At 71.2% G+C, this 20,574-nt stretch carries 20 protein-coding genes and 1 pseudogene; 9 read left to right on the top strand and 12 right to left on the bottom strand.

Annotation, left to right across the window (positions count from 1 at the left end; all coding sequences use genetic code 11):
• The 5 genes and pseudogenes from urtD to puuE all read right to left on the bottom strand — a co-directional run.
• Positions 1-798: an urea ABC transporter ATP-binding protein UrtD gene (gene urtD / locus F6X53_RS19515; protein WP_151001862.1), complete on the bottom strand. Its 798-nt coding sequence runs from the start codon at positions 796-798 to the stop codon at positions 1-3.
• Complete coding sequence (gene urtC / locus F6X53_RS19520; protein ID WP_151001863.1) at positions 795-1,958, bottom strand: urea ABC transporter permease subunit UrtC; 1,164 nt, start codon at positions 1,956-1,958, stop codon at positions 795-797. Before urtC ends, urtD begins: the two co-directional genes overlap by 4 nt.
• A gap of 2 nt (positions 1,959-1,960) precedes the next feature.
• Positions 1,961-3,544 (bottom strand): urea ABC transporter permease subunit UrtB, encoded by a 1,584-nt coding sequence (urtB, locus tag F6X53_RS19525; protein WP_151001864.1) that lies wholly within the window; start codon positions 3,542-3,544, stop codon positions 1,961-1,963.
• 134 nt (positions 3,545-3,678) lie between these two features.
• Positions 3,679-4,977 (bottom strand): urea ABC transporter substrate-binding protein, encoded by a 1,299-nt coding sequence (gene urtA / locus F6X53_RS19530; protein ID WP_373875925.1) that lies wholly within the window; start codon positions 4,975-4,977, stop codon positions 3,679-3,681.
• Positions 4,978-5,251: 274 nt separating this feature from the next.
• Positions 5,252-6,145, bottom strand: a pseudogene (puuE, locus tag F6X53_RS19535) (allantoinase PuuE); the annotation flags it as partial.
• Between the two features lie 236 nt (positions 6,146-6,381).
• On the opposite strand from puuE, the gene rocF reads away from it, so the two are divergent.
• The 7 genes from rocF (at position 6,382) to ureG (ending at position 13,379) form a co-directional block, all read left to right on the top strand.
• Positions 6,382-7,329: an arginase gene (rocF, locus tag F6X53_RS19540; RefSeq protein ID WP_210386395.1), complete on the top strand. Its 948-nt coding sequence runs from the start codon at positions 6,382-6,384 to the stop codon at positions 7,327-7,329.
• 171 nt (positions 7,330-7,500) lie between these two features.
• A complete protein-coding gene (locus F6X53_RS19545; protein ID WP_151001911.1) occupies positions 7,501-8,292 on the top strand; it encodes an urease accessory protein UreD in 792 nt (263 codons plus the stop codon).
• Between the two features lie 857 nt (positions 8,293-9,149).
• Positions 9,150-9,770: an urease subunit gamma gene (locus F6X53_RS19555; protein ID WP_151001867.1), complete on the top strand. Its 621-nt coding sequence runs from the start codon at positions 9,150-9,152 to the stop codon at positions 9,768-9,770.
• Positions 9,771-9,774: 4 nt separating this feature from the next.
• A complete protein-coding gene (gene ureC, locus F6X53_RS19560) occupies positions 9,775-11,520 on the top strand; it encodes an urease subunit alpha (RefSeq protein ID WP_151001868.1) in 1,746 nt (581 codons plus the stop codon).
• Positions 11,521-11,522: 2 nt separating this feature from the next.
• Positions 11,523-12,089 (top strand): urease accessory protein UreE, encoded by a 567-nt coding sequence (locus F6X53_RS19565; RefSeq protein ID WP_151001869.1) that lies wholly within the window; start codon positions 11,523-11,525, stop codon positions 12,087-12,089.
• Complete coding sequence (locus F6X53_RS19570; RefSeq protein WP_238298702.1) at positions 12,046-12,756, top strand: urease accessory protein UreF; 711 nt, start codon at positions 12,046-12,048, stop codon at positions 12,754-12,756. Before F6X53_RS19565 ends, F6X53_RS19570 begins: the two co-directional genes overlap by 44 nt.
• Positions 12,757-12,764: 8 nt before the next feature.
• Complete coding sequence (gene ureG, locus F6X53_RS19575; protein WP_151001870.1) at positions 12,765-13,379, top strand: urease accessory protein UreG; 615 nt, start codon at positions 12,765-12,767, stop codon at positions 13,377-13,379.
• 271 nt (positions 13,380-13,650) lie between these two features.
• Here ureG and F6X53_RS19585 read toward each other — a convergent pair whose 3' ends face one another.
• Together F6X53_RS19585 and F6X53_RS19590 are read right to left on the bottom strand one after the other, a co-directional pair.
• Positions 13,651-13,947 carry a hypothetical protein gene (locus F6X53_RS19585; RefSeq protein ID WP_191970909.1) on the bottom strand — a complete coding sequence of 99 codons (297 nt, stop codon included), beginning with the start codon at positions 13,945-13,947 and terminating at the stop codon, positions 13,651-13,653.
• A gap of 70 nt (positions 13,948-14,017) precedes the next feature.
• Positions 14,018-14,344 carry a hypothetical protein gene (locus F6X53_RS19590; RefSeq protein ID WP_151001872.1) on the bottom strand — a complete coding sequence of 109 codons (327 nt, stop codon included), beginning with the start codon at positions 14,342-14,344 and terminating at the stop codon, positions 14,018-14,020.
• A 531-nt stretch (positions 14,345-14,875) separates the two neighbouring features.
• On the opposite strand from F6X53_RS19590, the gene F6X53_RS19595 reads away from it, so the two are divergent.
• Positions 14,876-15,232, top strand: coding sequence for a hypothetical protein (locus tag F6X53_RS19595; protein WP_151001873.1), 357 nt, complete (start codon positions 14,876-14,878; stop codon positions 15,230-15,232).
• Between the two features lie 43 nt (positions 15,233-15,275).
• Here the strand turns inward: F6X53_RS19595 and F6X53_RS19600 are convergent, their stop codons facing one another.
• A complete protein-coding gene (locus tag F6X53_RS19600) occupies positions 15,276-16,250 on the bottom strand; it encodes a CsgG/HfaB family protein (RefSeq protein WP_151001874.1) in 975 nt (324 codons plus the stop codon).
• 212 nt (positions 16,251-16,462) lie between these two features.
• Between F6X53_RS19600 and F6X53_RS19605 the strand changes: the two genes are divergently transcribed.
• Entirely contained in the window at positions 16,463-16,801 is a 339-nt protein-coding gene (locus F6X53_RS19605) for a hypothetical protein (protein ID WP_151001875.1), read from the top strand.
• Between the two features lie 49 nt (positions 16,802-16,850).
• On the opposite strand, the gene F6X53_RS19610 is transcribed toward F6X53_RS19605, so the two are convergent.
• From F6X53_RS19610 to F6X53_RS19625, 4 genes are all read right to left on the bottom strand, one after another.
• Entirely contained in the window at positions 16,851-17,594 is a 744-nt protein-coding gene (locus F6X53_RS19610; RefSeq protein WP_151001876.1) for a DUF4198 domain-containing protein, read from the bottom strand.
• Between the two features lie 38 nt (positions 17,595-17,632).
• On the bottom strand, positions 17,633-19,441 hold the full coding sequence (locus F6X53_RS19615) for an adenine deaminase C-terminal domain-containing protein (RefSeq protein WP_151001877.1): 1,809 nt from the start codon (positions 19,439-19,441) through the stop codon (positions 17,633-17,635).
• 127 nt (positions 19,442-19,568) lie between these two features.
• Positions 19,569-19,826, bottom strand: coding sequence for a hypothetical protein (locus tag F6X53_RS19620; RefSeq protein WP_151001878.1), 258 nt, complete (start codon positions 19,824-19,826; stop codon positions 19,569-19,571).
• Between the two features lie 326 nt (positions 19,827-20,152).
• On the bottom strand, positions 20,153-20,482 hold the full coding sequence (locus tag F6X53_RS19625) for a DUF6894 family protein (protein ID WP_238298950.1): 330 nt from the start codon (positions 20,480-20,482) through the stop codon (positions 20,153-20,155).
• Positions 20,483-20,574: the final 92 nt, after the last annotated feature.

The following is a 20,574-nucleotide window of genomic DNA, read 5'->3' on the forward strand; positions in this document are numbered from 1 at the left end:
TCAGCGTCCCAGATAGACTTCGACGACGCGGGGATCGGCCGAGACGGCATCGATCGAGCCCTCCGCCAGAACCGCGCCCTCGTGCAGGCAGGTGACCCGACAGGCGAGCGCCCGCACGAAGTGCATATCGTGCTCGACCACCACCACCGCGTGGTCGCGGGCGATGCCGCGCAGGAGCGTGGCGGTCGCCTCGGTCTCGGCATCCGTCATCCCGGCGACCGGCTCGTCGACGAGGAGCAGCTTCGGGTCCTGCGCCAGCAGCATCCCGATCTCGAGCCATTGCTTTTGCCCGTGCGAGAGATCGGCCGCCGGGCGCTCGCGATGGGCGATGAGCCCGACCGTGGCGAGGAGTTCGTCGACGCGCTCCGGCGAGACCCGGTTGCGCCAGCCGAACAGGGAGGCGAGCGCGGCGCGGGGGCCCTTCAGGGCCAGCACGATGTTGTCGGCCACCGTGTGGCTCTCGAACACGGTGGGCTTCTGGAACTTCCGGCCGATGCCGAGATCCGCGATGGTCGGCTCGTCGAGGCGGGTGAGGTCGTGCACGCCGTCGAAGACCGCCGCGCCGACATCCGGCCGGGTCTTGCCCGTGATGACGTCCATCATGGTGGTCTTGCCGGCCCCGTTCGGGCCGATGATAGCCCGCATCTCGCCGCGCCCCAGGGTCAGCGAGAGGCCGCGCAGGGCCCGGTAGCCGTCGAACGTGACCTGGACGTCGTCGAGATAGAGGAGCGCCTGGGTGAGCTTGCGCGCGCCGGCCGGGCCGCCGGCGGGCGGGATCAGGAGGTCGGTGCCGCTCATAGGCCGCGTCCTTCCTCGGCAAGCTTCGGGGCGATGTCGGGCTCGGGGGGCAACTTCGCGGCCGCGCGCCGGCCGCCGAAGCGCTCGATCGCCGTGCCGACGATGCCCTTGGGCATGAACAGGGTGACGAGGATGAAGAGCGCCCCGAGGGCGAAGAGCCAGGCATCCGGCAGCGCGCCGGTCAGCAGCGTCTTGGCGTAGTTGACGAGGATAGCCCCGAGTGCTGCGCCCACCAACGTGCCGCGCCCGCCGACCGCCACCCAGATCACCGCCTCGATGGAGTTCGTCGGGGCAAATTCTGAGGGGTTGATGATGCCGACCTGCGGCACGTAGAGCGCCCCCGCCACCCCCGCCATCATGGCCGAGACCACGAAGGCGAGCGTCTTGAAATGCTCCGGCCGGTAGCCGAGGAAGCGCGTGCGCGATTCCGCGTCCCGCACCGCGATCAGGATCTTGCCATAGGCCGACACGGTCATCAGGCGGGCGATCAGGTAGCTGATTGCGAGCGCCAGCGCGGTGGCGAGGAAGAGCGCGACCCGCACCCCCTGTGCCTGGACGGGCAGCCCGAGGATGTCCTTGAAGTCGGTGAGCCCGTTATTGCCGCCGAGCCCCATGTCGTTGCGGAAGAAGGCGAGCATCAGCGCGAAGGTCATGGCCTGCGTGATGATCGACAGGTAGACGCCGGTCACCCGCGAGCGGAAGGCGAGCCAGCCGAACACGAAGGCGAGAAGCCCCGGCACGGCGAGCACCATCACGGCCGCGACGCCGAAATGGTCGAAGCCGAGCCAGTACCAGGGCAGTTCCTTGTAGTTCAGGAACACCATGAAATCGGGCAGGACCGGGTCGCCGTAGACGCCGCGGGGGCCGATCTGGCGCATCAGGTACATGCCCATGGCGTAGCCGCCGAGACCGAAGAAGGCGCCGTGCCCGAGGGAGAGGATGCCGCAATAGCCCCAGACCAGGTCGAGGCTGAGCGCCAGCAGCGCGAAGGCCAGGTACTTGCCGAACAGCGACACGAGGTAGGTCGGCAGGTGCAGGGGCGAGCCCTCGGGCAGGCCGAGATTGAGCAGCGGCACGATGAGGCAGGCCGCCGCCAGCGCGCCGAGGAAGATCCAGCCCTTGAGGTCGATCCGGGCGAGGAGCGGGGTACGGGGACCCATGATCACGACTCCACCGCCCGGCCCTTGAGCGCGAACAGGCCGCGCGGGCGCTTCTGGATGAACAGGATGATGAAGATCAGCAGCCCGATCTTGGCGAGCACCGCGCCGAAATACGGCTCGAACAGCTTGTTGGCGACGCCGAGGGTCAGGGCCGCGACCAGGGTGCCCCAGAGATTGCCGACGCCCCCGAATACCACCACCAGGAAGGAATCGATGATGTAGCCCTGCCCGAGATTGGGCGAGACGTTGTCGATCTGCGACAGGGCCACTCCCGCGACGCCGGCGATGCCGGAGCCGAGCCCGAACGTCATGGCGTCGACCCACGGCGTGCGGATGCCCATGGCGGCGGCCATGCGCCGGTTCTGCGTCACGGCCCGGGTCTTCAGCCCGAACGAGGTCCTGCGCAGCACGAAGAGCAGGCCGAGGAAGACCGCGAGCGAGAACACCACGATCCAGAGCCGGCCCCAGGTGAGCGACATGCCGAACAGATCGAAGGCGCCCGTCATGAAGCCCGGGGCGCCGACCTCGCGGTTCGTCGGCCCGAAGATCGAGCGCACCCCCTGCTGCAGCACGAGGCTGACGCCGAAGGTGGCGAGCAGCGTCTCGAGGGGGCGCCCGTAGAGGTAGCGGATGATGCCGCGCTCGATGGCGACCCCCACCGCGCCCGCCACCAGGAAGGCCGCCGGGATGCTGATCGCGAGCGACCACTCGAACAGGCCGGGGGCGCGGGCCCGGATCGCGTCCTGCACCAGGAAGGTGGTGTAGGCGCCGAGCATCACCATCTCGCCATGGGCCATGTTGATGATCCCCATCACCCCGAAGGTGATGGCGAGCCCGATCGCGGCGAGCAGCAGCACCGAGCCGAGGGAGATCCCGTACCAGACGTTCTGCGCCGCCCCGATCAGGGCGAGCCGCGTCTCGATGCTGGAGATGCCGCGGTTGGCCGCGGCCTTCACGGCCTCGCTCGGATCGGCCGCGAGGCCCCGCAGGAGCCCGAGGGCATCGCTGTCGGCCCGGCCTGCGATGGCCTGGATCGCGGCGAGGCGCTCGGGTTCGGGCGCCGTGGCGCGGCCGAGGATCACGGCGGCGCGGGCCTCGGACAGGACGCGGCGGATGCCGGGATCGGTCTCCCAGACGAGGGCCGCGTCGAGGGCCGGGAGCGCCGCGGCGTCGCGCGCCTTGAAGACCGCCTCCGCCGCCTCCCGGCGCTTGCCGAGGTCCGGGCTCGTCAGGTTGAGGGTGCCGGTCGCCGCCTCGAGGGCGCGGCGGACCTTGTTGTTGGCACGCACCGGCTTCAGGCCCTCGGCGCTCGCCGGCGCGCCGGTGCGGGCCTCGACGAGGCCGGTTCCCTCGCGCAGGAACAGCGCCTTGTCGGCCGGGCGATAGTGCAGGCGCCCATCGGCGAGGCCCGCGATGACGGCGCCGGCGCGCGGGTCGCCGCTCGCCGCAAGGCCCGCGATGCCGGCCTCGATGTCGGCGTAGCTGTCGCTCGCGAGCCTCGCATAGGCCGCATCGACGGGGCTCTGCGCCTGCGCCGGCGCGGGACCGGCGAGGAGCAGGCAGAGGAAGGCGAGAAGTCGGATCATCGGGGCTCGGCTCTGCCGCTGGGACCTCTCCTCCCCTTGCGGGGAGGAGCCGTGGGTCGGGGCGGCGCGGACGGCCGCACCGGGCGCTGGCCTGTTCCCTCCCCGAAAGGGGGGAGGGATCTGCGCTCACGGCCTCAGGCGCCGCCGCACTTCTTGGTCTTGGTGTTGTAGTTGCCGCAATTGAGCTTCACCCAATCCGCCTCGAGGTCCTTCGAGCCGTCGAGCTGCTTCGACCACGCCTCGCCGGGGATCAGCCACTCGGTCTTCCAGACGACATCGAACTGGCCGCCCTCCTTGATCTCGCCGATGAAGACCGGTTTCGTGATGTGGTGGTTCGCCAGCATGGTGGCGGTGCCGCCGGTGAGGTTCTTCTGCTCGATCCCGGGGAGCGCCGCGATCACCTTGTCGGGATCGGTGGTGCCGGCCTTCTCGACCGCCTTCACCCACATGTTGAAGCCGATGTAATGGGCCTCCATCGGGTCGTTGGTGACCCGCTTCGGGTTCTTGGTATAGGCGCGCCACTGCTCGATGAAGGCCTTGTTCTCGGGCGTATCGATCGACTGGAAGTAGTTCCAGGCGGCGAGGTGGCCGAGCAGCGGCTTCGTGTCGATGCCCGCGAGCTCCTCCTCGCCCACCGAGAAGGCGACGACCGGGATGTCGGTGGCCTTGATGCCCTGGTTGGCGAGTTCCTTGTAGAACGGCACGTTGGCGTCGCCGTTGATGGTCGAGACCACGGCGGTCTTCTTGCCGGCCGAGCCGAAGGCCTTGATGGCGGCGACGCGGGTCTGCCAGTCCGATTGGCCGAAGGGCGTGTAGTTGATCGAGATGTCCTCGGGCTTCACGCCCTTGGCCTTCAGGTAGGCCTCCAGGATCTTGTTGGTGGTGCGCGGGTAGACGTAATCGGTGCCCTCCAGCACCCAGCGCTCGATGCCCTCTTCCTTGGCGAGGTAATCGACGGCGGGAATCGCCTGCTGGTTGGGCGCTGCGCCCGTGTAGAACACGTTCCGCTCGCTCTCCTCGCCCTCGTACTGGACCGGGTAGAACAGGATCGAGTCGAGTTCCTTGAAGACCGGCAGCACGGATTTCCGCGAGACGCTGGTCCAGCAGCCGAACACCGCCGAGACCTTGTCCTTGGCGATCAGCTCGCGGGCCTTCTCGGCGAAGAGCGGCCAGTTCGAGGCCGGATCGACCACCACCGGCTCGAGCTTCTTGCCGAGCAGGCCGCCCTTCTTGTTCTGCTCGGCGATGAGCATCAGCATGGCGTCCTTGAGGGTCGTCTCCGAGATCGCCATCGTGCCCGAGAGCGAGTGCAGGATGCCGACCTTGATGGTCTCCTGCGCGGCGGCGGGCCCGGAGGCGCCGAGGCCGAGGGCGAGGCTGCCCGCCAGGGCGGCCGCCGAGGCCCAGTGCCTCAGGGCGGTCCTGCGCGTCACAGGTCCCGGCTCGCGGATGCCCGTCCCGCGCGTTCCCTGCATCATCGTGCTCATTGCGGTTCCCCTGCCCTTTTCGGATGCAGGTCCGCATGGCAAGTGATGTGCCAAGCAGGACGGTCCTTCGTGCGATCCGGCTATTATTTAGGCGGAACCCGAAGCTTCGCCTGAAGCGGCACCGGGAGCTGGCCGTCCGATCCGCGCGCCGCGCCCAGGATTGCGTGAACGCATGGGCATATGATCAACGATTGTGCAGACTTTGCGCGGCCTGTGGTCAGGCGGGGTGGCGGGCGATCCAGTGGCGGGCGATGTCGATGCGCCGCGCGATCCAGACGCCCTCGTGGCGCGCCACGTGATCGAGGAAGCGCGCGAGCGCGGCCATCCGGCCCGGGCGCCCGACGAGGCGGCAATGCAGGCCGACGGAGAGCATCTTGGGCGCCGTCGCGCCCTCGGCATAGAGCACGTCGAAGCTGTCGCGCAGGTAGGCGAAGAATTGGTCGCCGGCATTGAAGCCCTGCGCGGTGGCGAAGCGCATGTCGTTGGCGTCGAGGGTGTAGGGCACGACGAGGCCGGTGCCGGCCTCGGTCCGCAGCCAATAGGGCAGGTCGTCCGCGTAGGAATCGGACAGGTAGGTGAAGCCGCGCGCGATTCCGAGTTCCAAGGTGTGGATCGAGGAGCGGCCGGTATACCAGCCCTCGGGGGGCGCGCCGGTGACGTCGGTGTGGATCCGGACCGCCTCGTCCATGTGGGCGGCCTCGGCCTCGCGGGTAAAGTCCCGGTAATCGATCCACTTGAGTCCGTGGCAGGCGATCTCCCAATCGGCCGCCCGCATGGCGGCCACCGCGGCCGGGTTGCGGGCGAGCGCGGTGGCGACGCCGAAGACCGTGAGGGGGATGCGGCGCTCGGTGAAGTGCCTGTGAAGACGCCAGAATCCGGCGCGGGTGCCGTACTCGTAGAGGGATTCCATGTTCATGTGGCGCTGCCCCGGCCAGGGCTCGGCACCGACGATCTCGGACAGGAAAGCCTCGGAGGCGGGATCCCCGTGGAGGATCGAGTTCTCGCCGCCCTCCTCGTAATTGAGGACGATCTGCAGGGCGATACGGGCGTTGCCGGGCCAGTCCGCCCGGGGCGGGGTGGGGCCGTAGCCGATCAGGTCGCGGGGATAGGTCACGGCACTCGCCTTGCAGAGCGGGGGTCGGGGGCCGAGCGAGACGGCCTGCGCACCCCCGCGTCAAGGCCCGTCCCGAACGGAACATATCATGAGCGATTGTGCATCTTCCGCGCGATCGGCCCCGCCTCTTCGTTCCGGCGGCGGCGGGGACTAGGATCCGGGCACGGACGCGACAACGGACGACGGGGGACATGCCGCGACAAGACATGCCGGGACACGACAGGCCGGGACGGACCATGCAGCCAGCCGCCAGCATCGCGGTCATCGGGGCGCCGATCGAGGTCGGCACCAGCGAGCCCGGCGCCCTGATGGGGCCGGCCGCTTTGCGCACGGCGGGGCTGGTGCGCAGCCTCGCCGATCTCGGCCACGCGGTGTCGGATCTCGGCGACGTGGTGCCGGATTGTCCCCGCGAGGCCCGGGGCCTGCCCGCCGTGGCGGCCTGGACGCGGGCGCTGTCGGCCCGGGTCGCCGCGAGCCTCGGGGCCGGGGCGCTCCCGGTGGTGGCGGGGGGCGACCACAGCCTCTCCCTCGGCACGGTGGACGGGGCGCTGCGCCACTGCGCCCGCACCGGGCGGCCGCTCTTCGTGCTCTGGCTCGATGCGCATGCGGATTTCAACACCCCCGCGACCTCGCCGTCCGGCAACCTGCACGGCATGCCGCTGGCCGCGCTCTGCGGCGAGCCGGGCTTCGACGGGCTGTTCGCCGACGAGGCGAGCCGCCCCCGCCTCGACCCGACCCGCCTCTACCTCGTCGGCCTGCGCTCGATCGATGCGGGCGAGCGCGCCCTCGTGACGGCGCGGCGCGTCGCCGTCACGGACATGCGCGACATCGACGAGTTCGGCGTGGTGGCGCCGCTGCGGCGCATCCTCGAGCGGGTCGGGGCGGCGGGCGGCCACCTGCATGTCAGCCTCGACGTCGATTTCCTCGATCCCGGCATCGCGCCCGGCGTCGGCACCACGGTGCCGGGGGGCGCCACCTTCCGGGAGGCCCACCTGATCATGGAGATGCTCCACGATTCGGGCCTCGTCGGCTCCCTCGACGTCGTCGAGCTGAACCCGTTCCTCGACGAGCGCGGCCGCAGCGCCCGGGTGCTGGTGGAACTGGTGGCGAGCCTGTTCGGCCGCCGCATCCTCGACCGGCCGACCCCCGTCATCGAGGCGGTCCCCCGCGATTCCGGCGCCTGAGGCCCCGCCGACCCTGACGAGGATGCGATCATCGCCACGCCGTTTCCCGGGCCCGCGCCCGCCCCCCTTCGCGACCCCTTGCCTGCCCCCTTGCTGGACCCCTTGCCTGCCCCCTTGCCGGCGTCAGCCCCGCCCGCCCGGCAGCGCTCGCAGGGGACGGTCGTCCTGCGCATGGCCCCGGCCGGCGGCCCGTCCGGGCCGACCCGGGTGGTGGATCTCTTCGAATCCGGGCCCTCGCGCCTGCGCTTCCCGCGGAATCAGGGCCCGCGCCCCGAGGGGATCCTGGTCAACACCGCCGGCGGCATCGCCTGCGGCGACACCTTCCGGGTCGACGTCGCCCTGGAGGCCGGGGCCGACCTCGTCCTGACCACGACGGCGGCGGAGAAGATCTACCGCTCGGACGGCCCGGTCAGCCGCATCGCCAACCATCTCAGCCTCGGCCCCGGCGCCCGCCTCGCCTGGCTGCCGCAGGAGACGATCCTGTACGACCGCGCCCGGCTCGCCCGCCGCTTCGAGGCCGACCTCGCGGCCGATGCCCGGCTCCTCGTCGGCGAGACCCTGCTGTTCGGCCGCTCCGCCCATGGCGAGCGGGTCACGCGGGGGCTGATCTCGGATGTCTGGCGCATCCGCCGGGCCGGCCGCCTCGTCTACGCCGACAACCTCCACCTCGACGGCCCGATCGCGGATTGGCTCGCCCGCCCGGCGCTCGGCGGCGGCGCCCGGGCGCTCGCCACCCTCCTGGACATCGCCCCCGACGCCGAATCCCGCCTCGACGCGGCCCGCGCCCATCTCGACGCCCTCGGCACCAACACCTCCGGCGGCGTCGAGGCCGGCGCCAGCGCCTGGAACGGCTTTTTGGTGGTGCGCCTGCTCGCCCCGGACGCGGACGCGCTCCGGCGGGCCGTGGCGGGGTTCTTCCTGCGCTACCGGGGCGAGGCGCTGCCGCGGGTGTGGCAGATGTGAGGGGCGGCGCGCGTCCCCTCTCCCGTCCGGGAGAGGGACAGGGTGAGGGGGCGCCCTCTCCGGGGATGTCGCATCCCTCACCCGGTCCGCGTGCCGCGGACTCGACCTCTCCCGAACGGGAGAGGTGGGGCGGCACCCTCCGGGTGATCTCAAGCCAACGCGCTGGCCGCCCCTACCGCGGGTCCCCTCTCCCGTCCGGGAGAGGGACAGGGTGAGGGATGCGCCCTGTCCGGAGAGGTCGCATCCCTCACCCGGTCGGCTGGCGCCGACTCGACCTCTCCCGAACGGGAGAGGTGGGGTGCCGCCCTCCGAGGCATTCCGGGGCCGCGCGAGCGGAGCCCGGGATTCGGAGCCATCGACGCGGCAAGGTCCGGCACCGCCGGCGGCTCCGGATGCCGGGCTCGCATCCGGCGCCCCGCCACCACGGCGTAGCTCCGTCACCACGCTGGCCGCCCCTGCCGCGGGTCCCCTCTCCCGTCCGGGAGAGGGACAGGGTGAGGGATGCGCCCTCTCCGGAGAAGTCGCATCCCTCACCCGGTCGGCTCGCGCCGACTCGACCTCTCCCGAACGGGAGAGGTGGGGCGCCGCCCTCCGGGTCATCTCAAGCCAACACGCTGGCCGACCTTGCCGCGGGTCCCCTCTCCCGTTCGGGAGAGGTCTGCTGTCGTAGACAGCCGGGTGAGGGGGGCGACATCTCCGGACAGGGCACATCCCTCACCCGGTCCGCTGCCGCGGACTCGACCTCTCCCGAACGGGAGAGGTGGGGCGCCGCCCCCACCCCTTGACCCCCAGCCCAGCATGATCCTTGCTCTGCCCCCGCACCGGCCCCGCCCGGGCCGCCACCGGAGACCCACATCGTGCTGCTCACCTCCCGCGAGAAGGACAAGCTCCTCGTCGCCATGGCCGCGCAGGTGGCCCGGAACCGGCTCGCGCGCGGCGTCCGGTTGAACCATCCGGAGGCGGTGGCGCTGATCACCGATTGCGTGGTCGAGGGGGCGCGGGACGGGCGCAGCGTCGCCGAGTTGATGCAGGCGGGCGCGCAGGTGCTGACCGCCGATCAGGTGATGCCGGGCATCCCGGAGATGATCCACGACATCCAGGTCGAGGCGACGTTCCCGGACGGGACCAAGCTCGTCACGGTGCACCACCCGATCCGGGGCGCGCCGTCCGACGACGTGCCCGGCACGGTGACGACGCGGCCCGGCGCGATCGTGTTCAACGAGGGCCAGCCCCGCACCCTGGTCACGGTGGCCAATACCGGCGACCGGCCGATCCAGGTCGGCTCGCATTACCATTTCTACGAGGTCAATCCGGGCCTCGTCTTCGACCGCGAGCAGGCGCGCGGCCAGCGCCTCGACATCGCGCCTGGCACCGCCGTGCGCTTCGAGCCGGGCGCGACCCGCGAGGTCGCGCTGGTGCCGCTCCGGGGCGCGCGGACCGTCTACGGATTCCGCGGCGCCGTGATGGGGGCGCTCTGAGGCCATGGCGCAGTCCGACAGCCCCAACCCCGCAACCAAGCCCGCCTCCCTCCCCCGCGCCGCCTACGCGGCGATGTTCGGGCCGACCACGGGCGACCGCATCCGGCTCGCCGATACAAGCCTCGAGATCGAGGTGGAGCGCGATCTGACCATCCATGGCGAGGAGGTGAAATTCGGCGGCGGCAAGGTCATCCGCGACGGGATGGGGCAATCCCAGGTGACGAATGCCGGGGGCGCCGTCGACACCGTGATCACCAACGCGGTGGTGCTCGACCATTGGGGCGTGGTGAAATGCGATGTCGGGATCGTGAAGGGACGCATCCACAAGCTCGGAAAGGCCGGCAACCCGGACGTGCAGCCGGGCGTCGACATCGTGGTCGGGCCCGGCACCGAGGTGATCGCCGGCGAGGGCAAGATCCTCACCGCCGGGGGCTTCGACAGCCACATCCACTTCATCTGCCCGCAGCAGATCGAGGAGGCGCTCTGCTCGGGCATCACCACGATGCTGGGCGGCGGCACGGGGCCGGCGCACGGCACCTTCGCCACCACCTGCACGCCCGGGCCCTGGCACATCGCCCGGATGATCGAGGCCGTGGACAGCCTGCCGATGAACCTGGCCTTCGCCGGCAAGGGCAACGCCTCGCGCCCCGAGAGCCTCGTCGAGATGGTGCGGGCGGGCGTCTGCGCGCTGAAGCTCCACGAGGATTGGGGCACGACGCCCCAGGCCATCGACACCTGCCTGACGGTCGCGGACGCGCATGACGTGCAGGTGATGATCCACACCGACACGCTCAACGAATCGGGCTTCGTCGAGGACACGATCGCGGCCTTCGCCGGGCGAACCATCCACGCCTTCCACACCGAGGGCGCGGGCGGCGGCCACGCGCCCGACATCATCAAGGTGGCGGGGCTCGCCCATGTCCTGCCCTCCTCCACCAACCCGACGCGGCCCTTCACGAAGAACACCATCGACGAGCATCTCGACATGCTGATGGTGTGCCACCACCTCGACCCGTCGATCCCCGAGGACCTGGCCTTCGCCGAGAGCCGCATCCGCAAGGAGACGATCGCGGCCGAGGACATCCTGCACGATCTCGGCGCGCTCTCGATGATGTCCTCGGACAGCCAGGCGATGGGCCGGGTCGGCGAGGTCGCGATCCGCACCTGGCAGACCGCCGACAAGATGAAGCGCCAGCGCGGCAGCCTGCCGGGCGACGCGTCGGGCCACGACAACCTGCGGGCGCGCCGCTACATCGCCAAATACACGATCAACCCGGCCATCGCGCACGGGGTCTCGAAGCATATCGGATCGGTCGAGCCCGGCAAGCTCGCCGACCTCGTGCTCTGGAGCCCGGCCTTCTTCGGGGTGAAGCCCGACCTCGTGATCAAGGGCGGCATGATCGCGGTGGCGCCGATGGGCGACCCCAACGCCTCGATCCCGACGCCCCAGCCCGTGCATTACCGCCCGATGTTCGGCGCCCACGGCCGCGCCCCCTACGCCACCGCCCTCACCTTCGTGTCGAAGGCGGCCGTGGAGGACGGCCTGCGCGCGCGCCTCGGCGTCCGCAAGGAGCTCGTCGCCGTCGAGAACGTGCGCGGCGGCATCTCGAAGAAGAGCATGATCCTCAACGACGCCACCCCGGTGATCGAGGTCGACCCCGAGACCTACGACGTCCGCGCCGACGGCGAATTGCTGGTCTGCGAGCCCGCCGACGTGCTGCCGATGGCGCAGCGCTACTTCCTGTTCTGACCATGCTGCGCGCCACCCGCATCATCCGCCGCGACGCCATCGGCCGGGGCCCGGACGGCTCCGGCGAGATCGTCGACCGCATCGTCCTCGACCACGGCGACCGCCATCGCCGCCGCCTCGCCATGCGGGGCGTCGGCGGCCTCGGCTTCCTGCTCGACCTGCCCGAGCCCGCCATCCTCGAGGACGGCGACGCGCTGGCCCTGGAGGACGGGCGCCTCGTCTGGGTCGAGGCCGCGCCCGAGCGCCTGCTCGCGATCCGGGCCCCCTCGCCCCTCGCCCTCCAGCGCCTGATCTGGCACATCGGCAACCGCCACATCCCGGCCGAGCTCACGGACGAGGCCGTCTATATCGCGGAGGACCACGTGCTCGCCGCGATGGTGCGGGGCCTCGGCGGCAGCGCCGAGCCCGTGACGCGGCCCTTCCGCCCGGAGGGTGGCGCCTATGCGGGCGGCCATGCGCACGGGTCTTCGCATGCGCACGGGCATCCGCACGGACATGCACATGCGCACGGGCCAGGATCTTCGCATGAGCCAAGACATGCGCATGCGCACGACCATGCCGGCGATTGAGGCCCTGCGCCTGATGGCGTGGCTGTCGCCGACCTATCCGGTGGGCGCCTACGCCTACTCGCACGGCCTCGAATGGGCCGTGGAGGCGGGCGACGTGCGGGACGCCGCGACCCTCGCGGAGTGGCTCGAAGACCTGCTGGAGCGGGGGGCGGGGCGCAACGACATGATCCTGCTCGGCCAAGCCCACGCCGCCGCCCTGGCGGGCGACGCGGCAGCCCTCCGTGACCTGAACGACCTCGCGCTGGCGCTCGCCCCCTCGCGCGAACTCCATCTCGAGACCAGCCAGCAGGGACGCAGCTTCCTCGACGCCACGCTCGCGGCCTGGCCCTGCCCGGCTCTCGCGGCGCTCGCCGCGGGGCTGCCCGGCCCCGTCGCCTACCCGGTGGCGCTCGGGGCTGCGGCCGGCGCCCACGGCATGGCACGCGGGCCCCTGATCGCGGCCTGCGGCCTCGCCTTCGTGCAGAACCTCGTCTCGGCGGCGCTGCGCGTCGCGCCGATCGGCCAGAGCGCGGGCATGCGGGTCATCGCGGCGCTCACCCCCCGCATCGCCGCGCTTGCCGAGCGCCTCGAATCGGCGGGCCTCGACGATCTCGGCGCGGGCACGCTGCGCCTCGATCTCGGCTCGCTCCGGCACGAGACCCAGTATTCCCGCATCTTCCGCTCGTGAGGTTCAGCATGACAGGCCACACAGGACCGCTCCGCGTCGGCATCGGCGGGCCCGTCGGCTCCGGCAAGACGGCCCTGATGGAGCAGCTCTGCAAGCGCTTCCGCGCGCGCTACGAGATCTGCGCCATCACCAACGACATCTACACCAAGGAGGATGCCCGCATCCTCACGGTGGCGGGGGCGCTGCCCGAGGAGCGCATCATGGGCGTCGAGACCGGCGGCTGCCCGCACACGGCGATCCGCGAGGACGCCTCGATCAACCTCGCGGCGGTGGCGGAGATGCGCCGGCGCTTCCCCCGGCTCGACCTCGTGCTGATCGAATCGGGCGGCGACAACCTCGCGGCGACGTTCTCGCCGGAACTCGCCGACATCACCCTCTACGTCATCGACGTGGCGGGCGGCGAGAAGATCCCCCGCAAGGGCGGCCCCGGCATCACCCGCTCGGACCTTCTCATCGTCAACAAGACCGACCTCGCGCCCCTCGTCGGCGCCGATCTCGGGGTGATGGAGGCGGACACAAGGCGCATGCGCGGCGCCAGGCCCTACGTGTTCGCCTCGCTGCGCGAGGGCCACGGCGCCGACACCGTCGCGCGCTTCATCGAGGCGGCGGGCGGGCTCGCCTGAGCCGGCGGGCGCGGGCGCGGCCCGGGCGCCCGCGGCCTCACCCCCGCCCGCCGGCCGCCCGGACGGCGCGGGCCGTCGCGGGCGCGCCGCGCTCGAAGGGCGTGACGTCCGACCAGAAGCGCGCGGCGAATTTCGTGGCATCCACCCGGTACGGCCGGTCCCAGGTGAAGCGGCGCCCGGCCCTGATGTGGTTCCGGCAGGTGGTGCGCGACGTTGCCCGGGAGGTCGAAGCCGGGGCCGGCCGGGCATCGGCGCGGGCTGAGGCTGTGCCTCAGGGCATGTGAGATCGTCCGACCGAGACGACACGGCTCTCGAATTGCGTGACCAGCGCCGTATTGGAACGGCCGGTCTGCTTGATCGTGCTGCGCGGCGCGGCGCCGGCCTGGACCACACCCGCCACGTTCGCCTGCCCGGTCTGCGTGACGTCCACCGGCCTGACCTGCGGCCCGGCCTGGACCACCCCGAACACGTTCGCCCGGTGGTTCTGGACCACGGTCAGCGGCTGCGCGAGGGCCGGGACGGCGATGAGAGCGGCCGACAGGGCCGCGGAAAGAACGATGATCTTCATGACGATGCTCCCGGTCCGAGACGGTCGTTGACGGCGCGCCCGCCCTGGGACAAGGCGCGCCGGTCCCGGCTCAGGGCATGTTCTGGAAGACGGCGCCGGCATTGAAGCGGCCCGTCTGGCCGATGGCGGCATCGTTGCGGCGGCCGGTCTGGACGGCGACCGAGGCGTTCCGGCGGCCGGTCTGGACCGAGGTCGAGACGTTCGAGTAGCCGCGCTGAGCCGAGAAAGCCGCGTTGGTTCCACCGCTCTGGACGATGGTCGAAACGTTGCCGGCCAGCGCAGCCGAAGCAAACGTGACGGAAGCGACGGCAGCGGCAATAAGAACACGAGCGATCATGATTTTTTTCTCCCCGTTACTAAACTCAATCAAGTTGTTGATCGGTTGCGTCTTCAGCAACGAGGGTGGGTTTAATCAAACATTAATCGTCCCGCAAACGGCCGGACCGGAAGTTGTCGGCCTAGTGCTGACTGTAAAGCAACAGTAAAAACGGTAAGAACACGCCTCCCGGTGTCGTGTCGGCGGCTCCAAAAAGAATTGTGTCGAGGGGCGTGCCGCAAATCGGATGGTCAATCGCCGCTCGTGGCGGATGGCTGCCGGACGATCATCGCGCGCGCCGGTGCGTCGCAAACCTGTCGATCCGTTGCAGGATGAGGGCGTATTTCACCATAGCTGCCAGGATCCGGAATGTATTCTTCGGGCTTCGTTCCGGGTGCGCTGCTAATCCGTGGGTCTTTTTTTCGAAGTAAGTACTTTGCTGCCCGGTATATCGGCTAAAGTTGCGCAGATTCCCATAATGAGACAGGAATTAAACCTGAAATATTCATATCAATACGATTAAATCTGCAATTGCATACTCGGCGGAACGCGACATGTCCGGATCCTTAACTTGGTTCGGGCAGGGTGCGGCCTCGTTCTCGGGAGGACGTGATGAGCCGTACGATCTGGTGGGCCTGCCTGGCGATCCCGCTCGCGGCGTCTCCGCCCGCGGCGCGCGCCGCGGAGGGGACGATCGCGGTCGCGCAAGGCAGCGCCCGCAATGTCGTCAGCGTGATCCAGGCCCGGAACCCGTTCCTGACCCGGAGCAGCAGCCGGACGGTGAGGACCGGGCACACCACCGTGACGGAGATCGTGGCGATCGGACCGGATCCGCTTCCTCTCACGATCCGTCAGAGCGGTCTGATCAATCGGATCAGGACCTATCAGCGCGGCACGGCGCCGAGCCTCGACGCGCGCCAGGACGGTCTCGTCAACCTGCAGAGAGGCCAGCAGCAATCGATTCCCTGACGCGGACGCTCCGCGCGGCGAACCGATGGGCGCGCGGGCGGGATCAGGTCTCGCCGGAGGCCGGCTTCTCGGGGGCCGCGCCCCGGACCGGATTGGCGGCGGCCGTGCCGGGGCTCTCCGGAGAGCCCCGGAGAGCGGGGGGCCCGGGCCTCGCGCCGCCGGCCGGGCCCCTGATGCTGCCGGTCCGGGCGACGTCCGGCCCGTAGGGCGCGGAGAACCGGCCCTGCCAGAGCCCGGTCGCGACGCCCGCGCGGACGAGTTCGTAGACGCCGGCCTCGATGGCCTCGCGCACGGCGGTCTGCGTCGCCTCCTGAACCCCGATCGCGCCGCTCGCGTCGAGGATGCGCTGGCCGAGCACGCGGGTGGCGTTGCCGGTGACGGAGGCGGTGATGATCGGCCGGGACGCGTTGATGGATTTCAGCACCACGCCGTCGCGGACCCGGACGAGGCGGATATTGATGGTCACCAGGTCCTTGTGGCCGGCGAGCCCGCCCCCGTAATTGCCGAGCGCCACGGTGGCGCTGCCGGTCTGGATCGGACTGTCGTAGGAGACGACCCCGCCGGTGACGATATACTCGGCGAACTTCAGCGGATCGATCAGATTTCGGGGATTCTTCTTGAGGAACGCGTAGGTGTCCTGGATGAGCTTGCGCTCGCGCAGCAGGCTGTCGAGATACCCGCGCTCGACGACGTTGAACCAGGAGCCGCCGCCCGCCGTCTTCAGGGCATCCACGAGGATCACCGAGGCGCCCTGGGTGATCGCCCGGGAGAATTCCGCGAACCCGACCGCGAGGGACGACTTGTTCTGGCCGGTCAGGTCCTGGAAATCGTAGACCGCGACGTTGATGGGGGCCGCCGGCGGCGGCAATTCGGCGAGCGCCTGCCCGGGCTTCGTGAAGATTCCGACGGAGGGGGGCACGCCGAGCGAGCCCGTATACGCGTAGCGCGAGCACGCGCCGACACCCATGCTGGTTCCCGCAACGAGCAGCAGGGTGACGAGGCGTCGGGACAGGCACATCCGGCGGAATCCCCAGCGCAGCCGCGCGGCCAGAGCCGGGCTGCCGAGCCCATAAATTGCGGAACGTGCTTAATTTATTGTGAAATCCGAGGGGTGACCTGTACAGCAGGTGGGGATCCGCAGCACATCCTGATCCTGAAGTTGTATTCAGCGAAAAATTATCATCCGTCAGTGGAATGACCGCACGGGACCCTGCCAATGAGACCCTGCCAATGAGACGATCCGCCCTCATCCTGCTCGCGACGGCCTGGTCCCCTTGCGCGGGCGCGCAATCCCTCGCGACGGACGACATCGCGAGCTGCTCGATCATCCGCGATCCGACGGCGCAGCGCATCTGCATCGAGAGCGCGCGGCAATCGCGCCCGGCCTCGACCTTCGATCCGACGGCGGAGAAGCTCAGGCGCGAGCGCCGCGCCGCGCCGCGCCCGGATGCCTTGAGCCCGCGCGCGGAGAGGGATCGTGCGGACAAGGATCGTGCGAGAAGGCGGCGCCCGGACGACAGCGCGGCGGACAGCGCCAAGCCGAAGGATTGGCGGCTGCAGATCCCGTGACGGGGGCCCGCCGGCCTCCGTCAACCCGCGCCGCCGAGCGAGGCCCGGCTCAGTTCGTGCGGGATTCCGCGGTGGTGAAGGCGAGGCTCGCCGTGTAGCTGTCGGCATCGGCGAGCGCCGGGGTGCGAGAGGGCTTCACCCGATGGCCAACCGCGAGGATCTGCTGGCCGGCCTGCGCCAGGGGCACCTGGGCCACGCCCTCGGCATCCGCGGTGACCCGCGTCGCCTCGGCCGCCTCGCCGCTCGTGACGGCGATCTCGGCGCCGGCGACCGGCCGGCCCTCGAACAGGACCCGCACGCGCAGGGCCGCGGCGGCGCGCGTCGGAGCCTCCAGGGGCACGATCTCCAGGGTCTGACCGAGCACCCGGTCCCAGGGCGCCTCGGGGCCGAGCACCACCTTGGCGAACTTCATCGACCATTGGCTGCGCTCGGCCTCCGGCACCGCGCGCCGGTCGGCATTGCGCCATTCGCCGGCGCGGGTGCGCACCCAGAAGCCGCTGTCATAGGCCGCCGAGACCAGGACGTCGCCCGGCCCCGCGAGCGCCGCCGTGAGGATCGGCGCGCCGGCCTCGGCCTTGGCCGCGAGGGCCGTGGACCCGCGCGCCGAGAGGGCGCTCAGATGCACCAGCTTGTCGGGGGTGGGCAGGGTCGGCTCGTGCACGTGGCCGAGATGGAGCGCGACGCCCCCCGGTGCCGGGGTGAGCCAGAGGTCGTGCGCCTGTCCGGGCGCGAGCGACAGGGCGAGGAGCGCGGCGCCCGCGAGGGGGCCGGCGAGGAGGTGGGTCAGGCGCATCTTCAGGATCGGCTCCGGTTTCGCGGCAGGGATCGGTGTCAGGCCGGCTCGAACAATGGCACGAGGCGCATTTCCGGCACCAGCACAAGGCCCCGGTCGGTGAGCCGGATCTCCGGGATCACCGAGAGGGGAATCAGGTTGAAGCCCATATAGGGGATGCGGCAGCCGGCCTCGGCCCAGGCCGCCTTCAGGTGCCGCATCTCGGCCGCCACCACGCCGACGCGCTGGTCGGAGAGGAGCCCCGCCACCGGCAGCGGCACCATCGCGACGACGCTTCCGTCGGCCACCACGCAGACGCCGCCCTGATGCGCCCGGATGGCCTCGAGGGCGACCCGCATGTCGGCCTCGTTCAGGCCCGCCACCACGAGGTTGTGCGAATCGTGCCCGACGCTGCTCGCCACGGCGCCGTGCCGGAGCCCGAAGGCGCGCAGCAGCCCGTGCGCGACGCTGCCGCGCAGGCCGTGCCGCTCCACCACGGCGACGTGGCAGAGATCGTGGGCGGAGAGCGTCGCGGCCCAGTCCGGGCCGGGATCGAGGGCGACGCGCTCGTGGCTCAGCTCGATCCCCGGCAGGGTGGTGCGGATGGCGTTGGCGATGCAGGGGCCGGCGGGCAGCCCCGGCACCAAGGCGGGCATCGGCTCGGGGCTGCGCAGGGTGGCGTAGGCGGGCGCGGGGTAGCGGTAGGGCCGCGACAGGGCCTCCTCCAGGCGCGGGGTGATCCGGCGGTTCTCGACGACGAGCTCGCCGCCATACCAGGTCGCCTGGGGCACGAGGTCGTCGTCGAGGAGGACGAGGTCCGCCCGGCGCCCGCCCCCGAACCCGCCGATCTCCCCGTCGAGCCCGTAGCGGGTGGCCGGGTGCAGCGAGCCTATGGCCCAGGCGGCGGGTTTCGGGACGCCGTGGCGCACGGCCTCGCGCACCACGTAGTCGAGGCCGTAGGTCAGGAGGTCGTCGGCGTCGCGGTCGTCGGTGCAGACGCAGACCCGCTTCCAGGCCGCGCCGCAATCCGTGACCGTCCCGATGGCCCCGGGCAGGCTGTGCCAGGGCGTCGTCGGGGGCCCGCCCCGCAGGTAGATCCAGAGCCCGGCCTCCAGGAGGTCGTCGGCGATGTCCCGGTCGATGGCCTCGTGGGTGTCGGTGACGCCGCTCGCCGCGTAGGCGCTCACGAAGTCCCGGCCGTAGATGTGGCCCGAGACCGGGCGCCCGCGCTCGAGCGCCGCCCGCAGGATGGCGTGGGCGCGGGGATCGCCCTCGACCACCGCCACGAAATCCATCTTCTCGCCGAGGCCGATCGCCTCCGGCCAGGCATCGAACAGGGCCGCGATCTTGTCGGGCGTCAGGTCGCCGCCCGCGGTCTCGAGGGCGGCCGAGGTCGCCGGCACCGTGCTCGGCACCGTCAGGTAGATGTTCAGCGCGGCCGCCCGGGCATCCTCCAGCATCCAGGCGATGCCCTGCGCGTCGAGCACGTTGCCGATCTCGTGGCTGTCGCACACGATCGTGGTGGTGCCGTTGAGGAGCGCGGCCTCCGCGTAGGCGCAGGCCGTGACCATGCTGCTCTCGATGTGGAGATGCGGATCGACGAGGCCGGGCCCGAGCAGGCCGCCGCCGGCATCGTAGCGCGGCGCGCCGCCCTTGTGGCTGCCGGCGGGCTTCACGGCCGCGATGCGGCCCTGCGTGATCCAGACCTCGCGCTCGGGCAGGATGCGCTCGGAATAGACCGACAGCACCCGCGCCCCCGTGATCACCAGGTCGGGCTCGGCCCGGCCTCCCGCGACGTCGGCGAGCCGGCGCGTCAGGGCGGCCAGGGGCTTCACGCCAAATCGCGTGAGGGGGCGCGTCTCGGTCATGGGCAGCCTCGTGCGTCGGACCCCGGGGAGCGCCCGCCGCGGGCGCCCGGTCCGGGACGGGCACGCATCATGCCACGAATCGGCCGCGCCGGAGCCCGACGCCGCGGCTCTGCGCCCGCCGCGGGGCTCAGCGCTCGGCGTTGGCGTCGCGGATGCGGCCGGTGCGGCGGACGGCGCCGGGGGCGGCCGCGCGCGACAGCAGGCTCGCGGAGGGGGGCGCGCCCATCAGGGCATCGAGCCGGTTCATCCGGGACGCGAAGTTCTGGCCGGCCGCCTCGCGGGAGGGCGTGGCGACGGGCTTGCGGCCCTCGGCGAGGGCGGGGGCTGCGGGGAGCGCCAGGACGATTCCAAGCGCCAGCGAGGCTGCGGACAGCGAGGTCTTCATGGCCGTGCATCTTCCCTGCGGCCGCCCGCCGGTGAGCGGGAGGGCCTGGAGCGTGTCGTGCTCCGGAATGTGTAGGGACGCGGTCATCACGATGACGTGCGTTTCTGCACATCGACCCGGCGCTGGCCCCCGGGCGGGACCGCGGACCCGCGGATTGTCGCCGGAAAGCCACAGCCGCCCGGACGCCACGGCACGCCCCCGCCGCGCGATCCGCGATCCGCGATCCGCGATCCGCGATCGACGGCGGGGCTTCGGCGACGAGGTGGAGCCGGACGCGCAGGCGCGCGGCGCCGCGCCGTTCGGCTCACCGCGCAATCGTCTCGGGGTCAGGCGGTCCGGGCGGCGCGGGCGCGGGACGGGGTGCGGCCGCGCCTGGGCCGGGCCAGGGCCGTCACCGCGGTCTTGGCGGGCGCCGGCTCGTCATCGAGCTGGAGGTCGGTGAAGGGCACCGTGAACAGCAATTCGTGCGCCTCGTCGGTCACGGCGAATTTGTAGCCGGTGAAGATCGGGTTCCGGGCGCAATCGCCGGGCGTGACGAAGCGGGCGCCGTGCTGGGCCTCCGCCAGGGCCGCCTCGGCATCGGGGCAATCGAGCCCCTGGTAATCGGAGCAGACGACCCCCGACGGGGTCCGAACATCGAAGAAATATTTCGGCATGGCATTCCGTCGCCCTGCCCCCAACCGAGGCCCGGGCTGTTATCCGCCCTGAGCCGGGCCGGGAGTGTGGCCCGAAAGCCGGCGCCTGTCAC

The sequence above is a fragment of the Methylobacterium soli genome, from assembly GCF_008806385.1.
In the GTDB taxonomy this organism is placed as follows: domain Bacteria; phylum Pseudomonadota; class Alphaproteobacteria; order Rhizobiales; family Beijerinckiaceae; genus Methylobacterium; species Methylobacterium soli.

What these genes read in the sequence shown, in the direction of transcription:
- ureC (WP_151001868.1), top strand. Translation starts at nt 9,775, where the DNA reads ATGGCGCAGTCCGACAGCCCCAACCCCGCAACCAAGCCCGCCTCCCTC.
- F6X53_RS19565 (WP_151001869.1), top strand. Translation starts at nt 11,523, where the DNA reads ATGCTGCGCGCCACCCGCATCATCCGCCGCGACGCCATCGGCCGGGGC.
- F6X53_RS19625 (WP_238298950.1), bottom strand. Translation starts at nt 20,482, where the DNA reads ATGCCGAAATATTTCTTCGATGTTCGGACCCCGTCGGGGGTCGTCTGC.
- ureG (WP_151001870.1), top strand. Translation starts at nt 12,765, where the DNA reads ATGACAGGCCACACAGGACCGCTCCGCGTCGGCATCGGCGGGCCCGTC.
- rocF (WP_210386395.1), top strand. Translation starts at nt 6,382, where the DNA reads ATGCAGCCAGCCGCCAGCATCGCGGTCATCGGGGCGCCGATCGAGGTC.
- F6X53_RS19605 (WP_151001875.1), top strand. Translation starts at nt 16,463, where the DNA reads ATGAGACGATCCGCCCTCATCCTGCTCGCGACGGCCTGGTCCCCTTGC.
- F6X53_RS19545 (WP_151001911.1), top strand. Translation starts at nt 7,501, where the DNA reads ATGGCCCCGGCCGGCGGCCCGTCCGGGCCGACCCGGGTGGTGGATCTC.
- F6X53_RS19585 (WP_191970909.1), bottom strand. Translation starts at nt 13,947, where the DNA reads ATGAAGATCATCGTTCTTTCCGCGGCCCTGTCGGCCGCTCTCATCGCC.
- urtC (WP_151001863.1), bottom strand. Translation starts at nt 1,958, where the DNA reads ATGGGTCCCCGTACCCCGCTCCTCGCCCGGATCGACCTCAAGGGCTGG.
- urtB (WP_151001864.1), bottom strand. Translation starts at nt 3,544, where the DNA reads ATGATCCGACTTCTCGCCTTCCTCTGCCTGCTCCTCGCCGGTCCCGCG.
- F6X53_RS19600 (WP_151001874.1), bottom strand. Translation starts at nt 16,250, where the DNA reads ATGTGCCTGTCCCGACGCCTCGTCACCCTGCTGCTCGTTGCGGGAACC.
- F6X53_RS19595 (WP_151001873.1), top strand. Translation starts at nt 14,876, where the DNA reads ATGAGCCGTACGATCTGGTGGGCCTGCCTGGCGATCCCGCTCGCGGCG.
- F6X53_RS19620 (WP_151001878.1), bottom strand. Translation starts at nt 19,826, where the DNA reads ATGAAGACCTCGCTGTCCGCAGCCTCGCTGGCGCTTGGAATCGTCCTG.
- F6X53_RS19610 (WP_151001876.1), bottom strand. Translation starts at nt 17,594, where the DNA reads ATGCGCCTGACCCACCTCCTCGCCGGCCCCCTCGCGGGCGCCGCGCTC.
- F6X53_RS19615 (WP_151001877.1), bottom strand. Translation starts at nt 19,441, where the DNA reads ATGACCGAGACGCGCCCCCTCACGCGATTTGGCGTGAAGCCCCTGGCC.
- F6X53_RS19570 (WP_238298702.1), top strand. Translation starts at nt 12,046, where the DNA reads ATGAGCCAAGACATGCGCATGCGCACGACCATGCCGGCGATTGAGGCC.
- urtD (WP_151001862.1), bottom strand. Translation starts at nt 798, where the DNA reads ATGAGCGGCACCGACCTCCTGATCCCGCCCGCCGGCGGCCCGGCCGGC.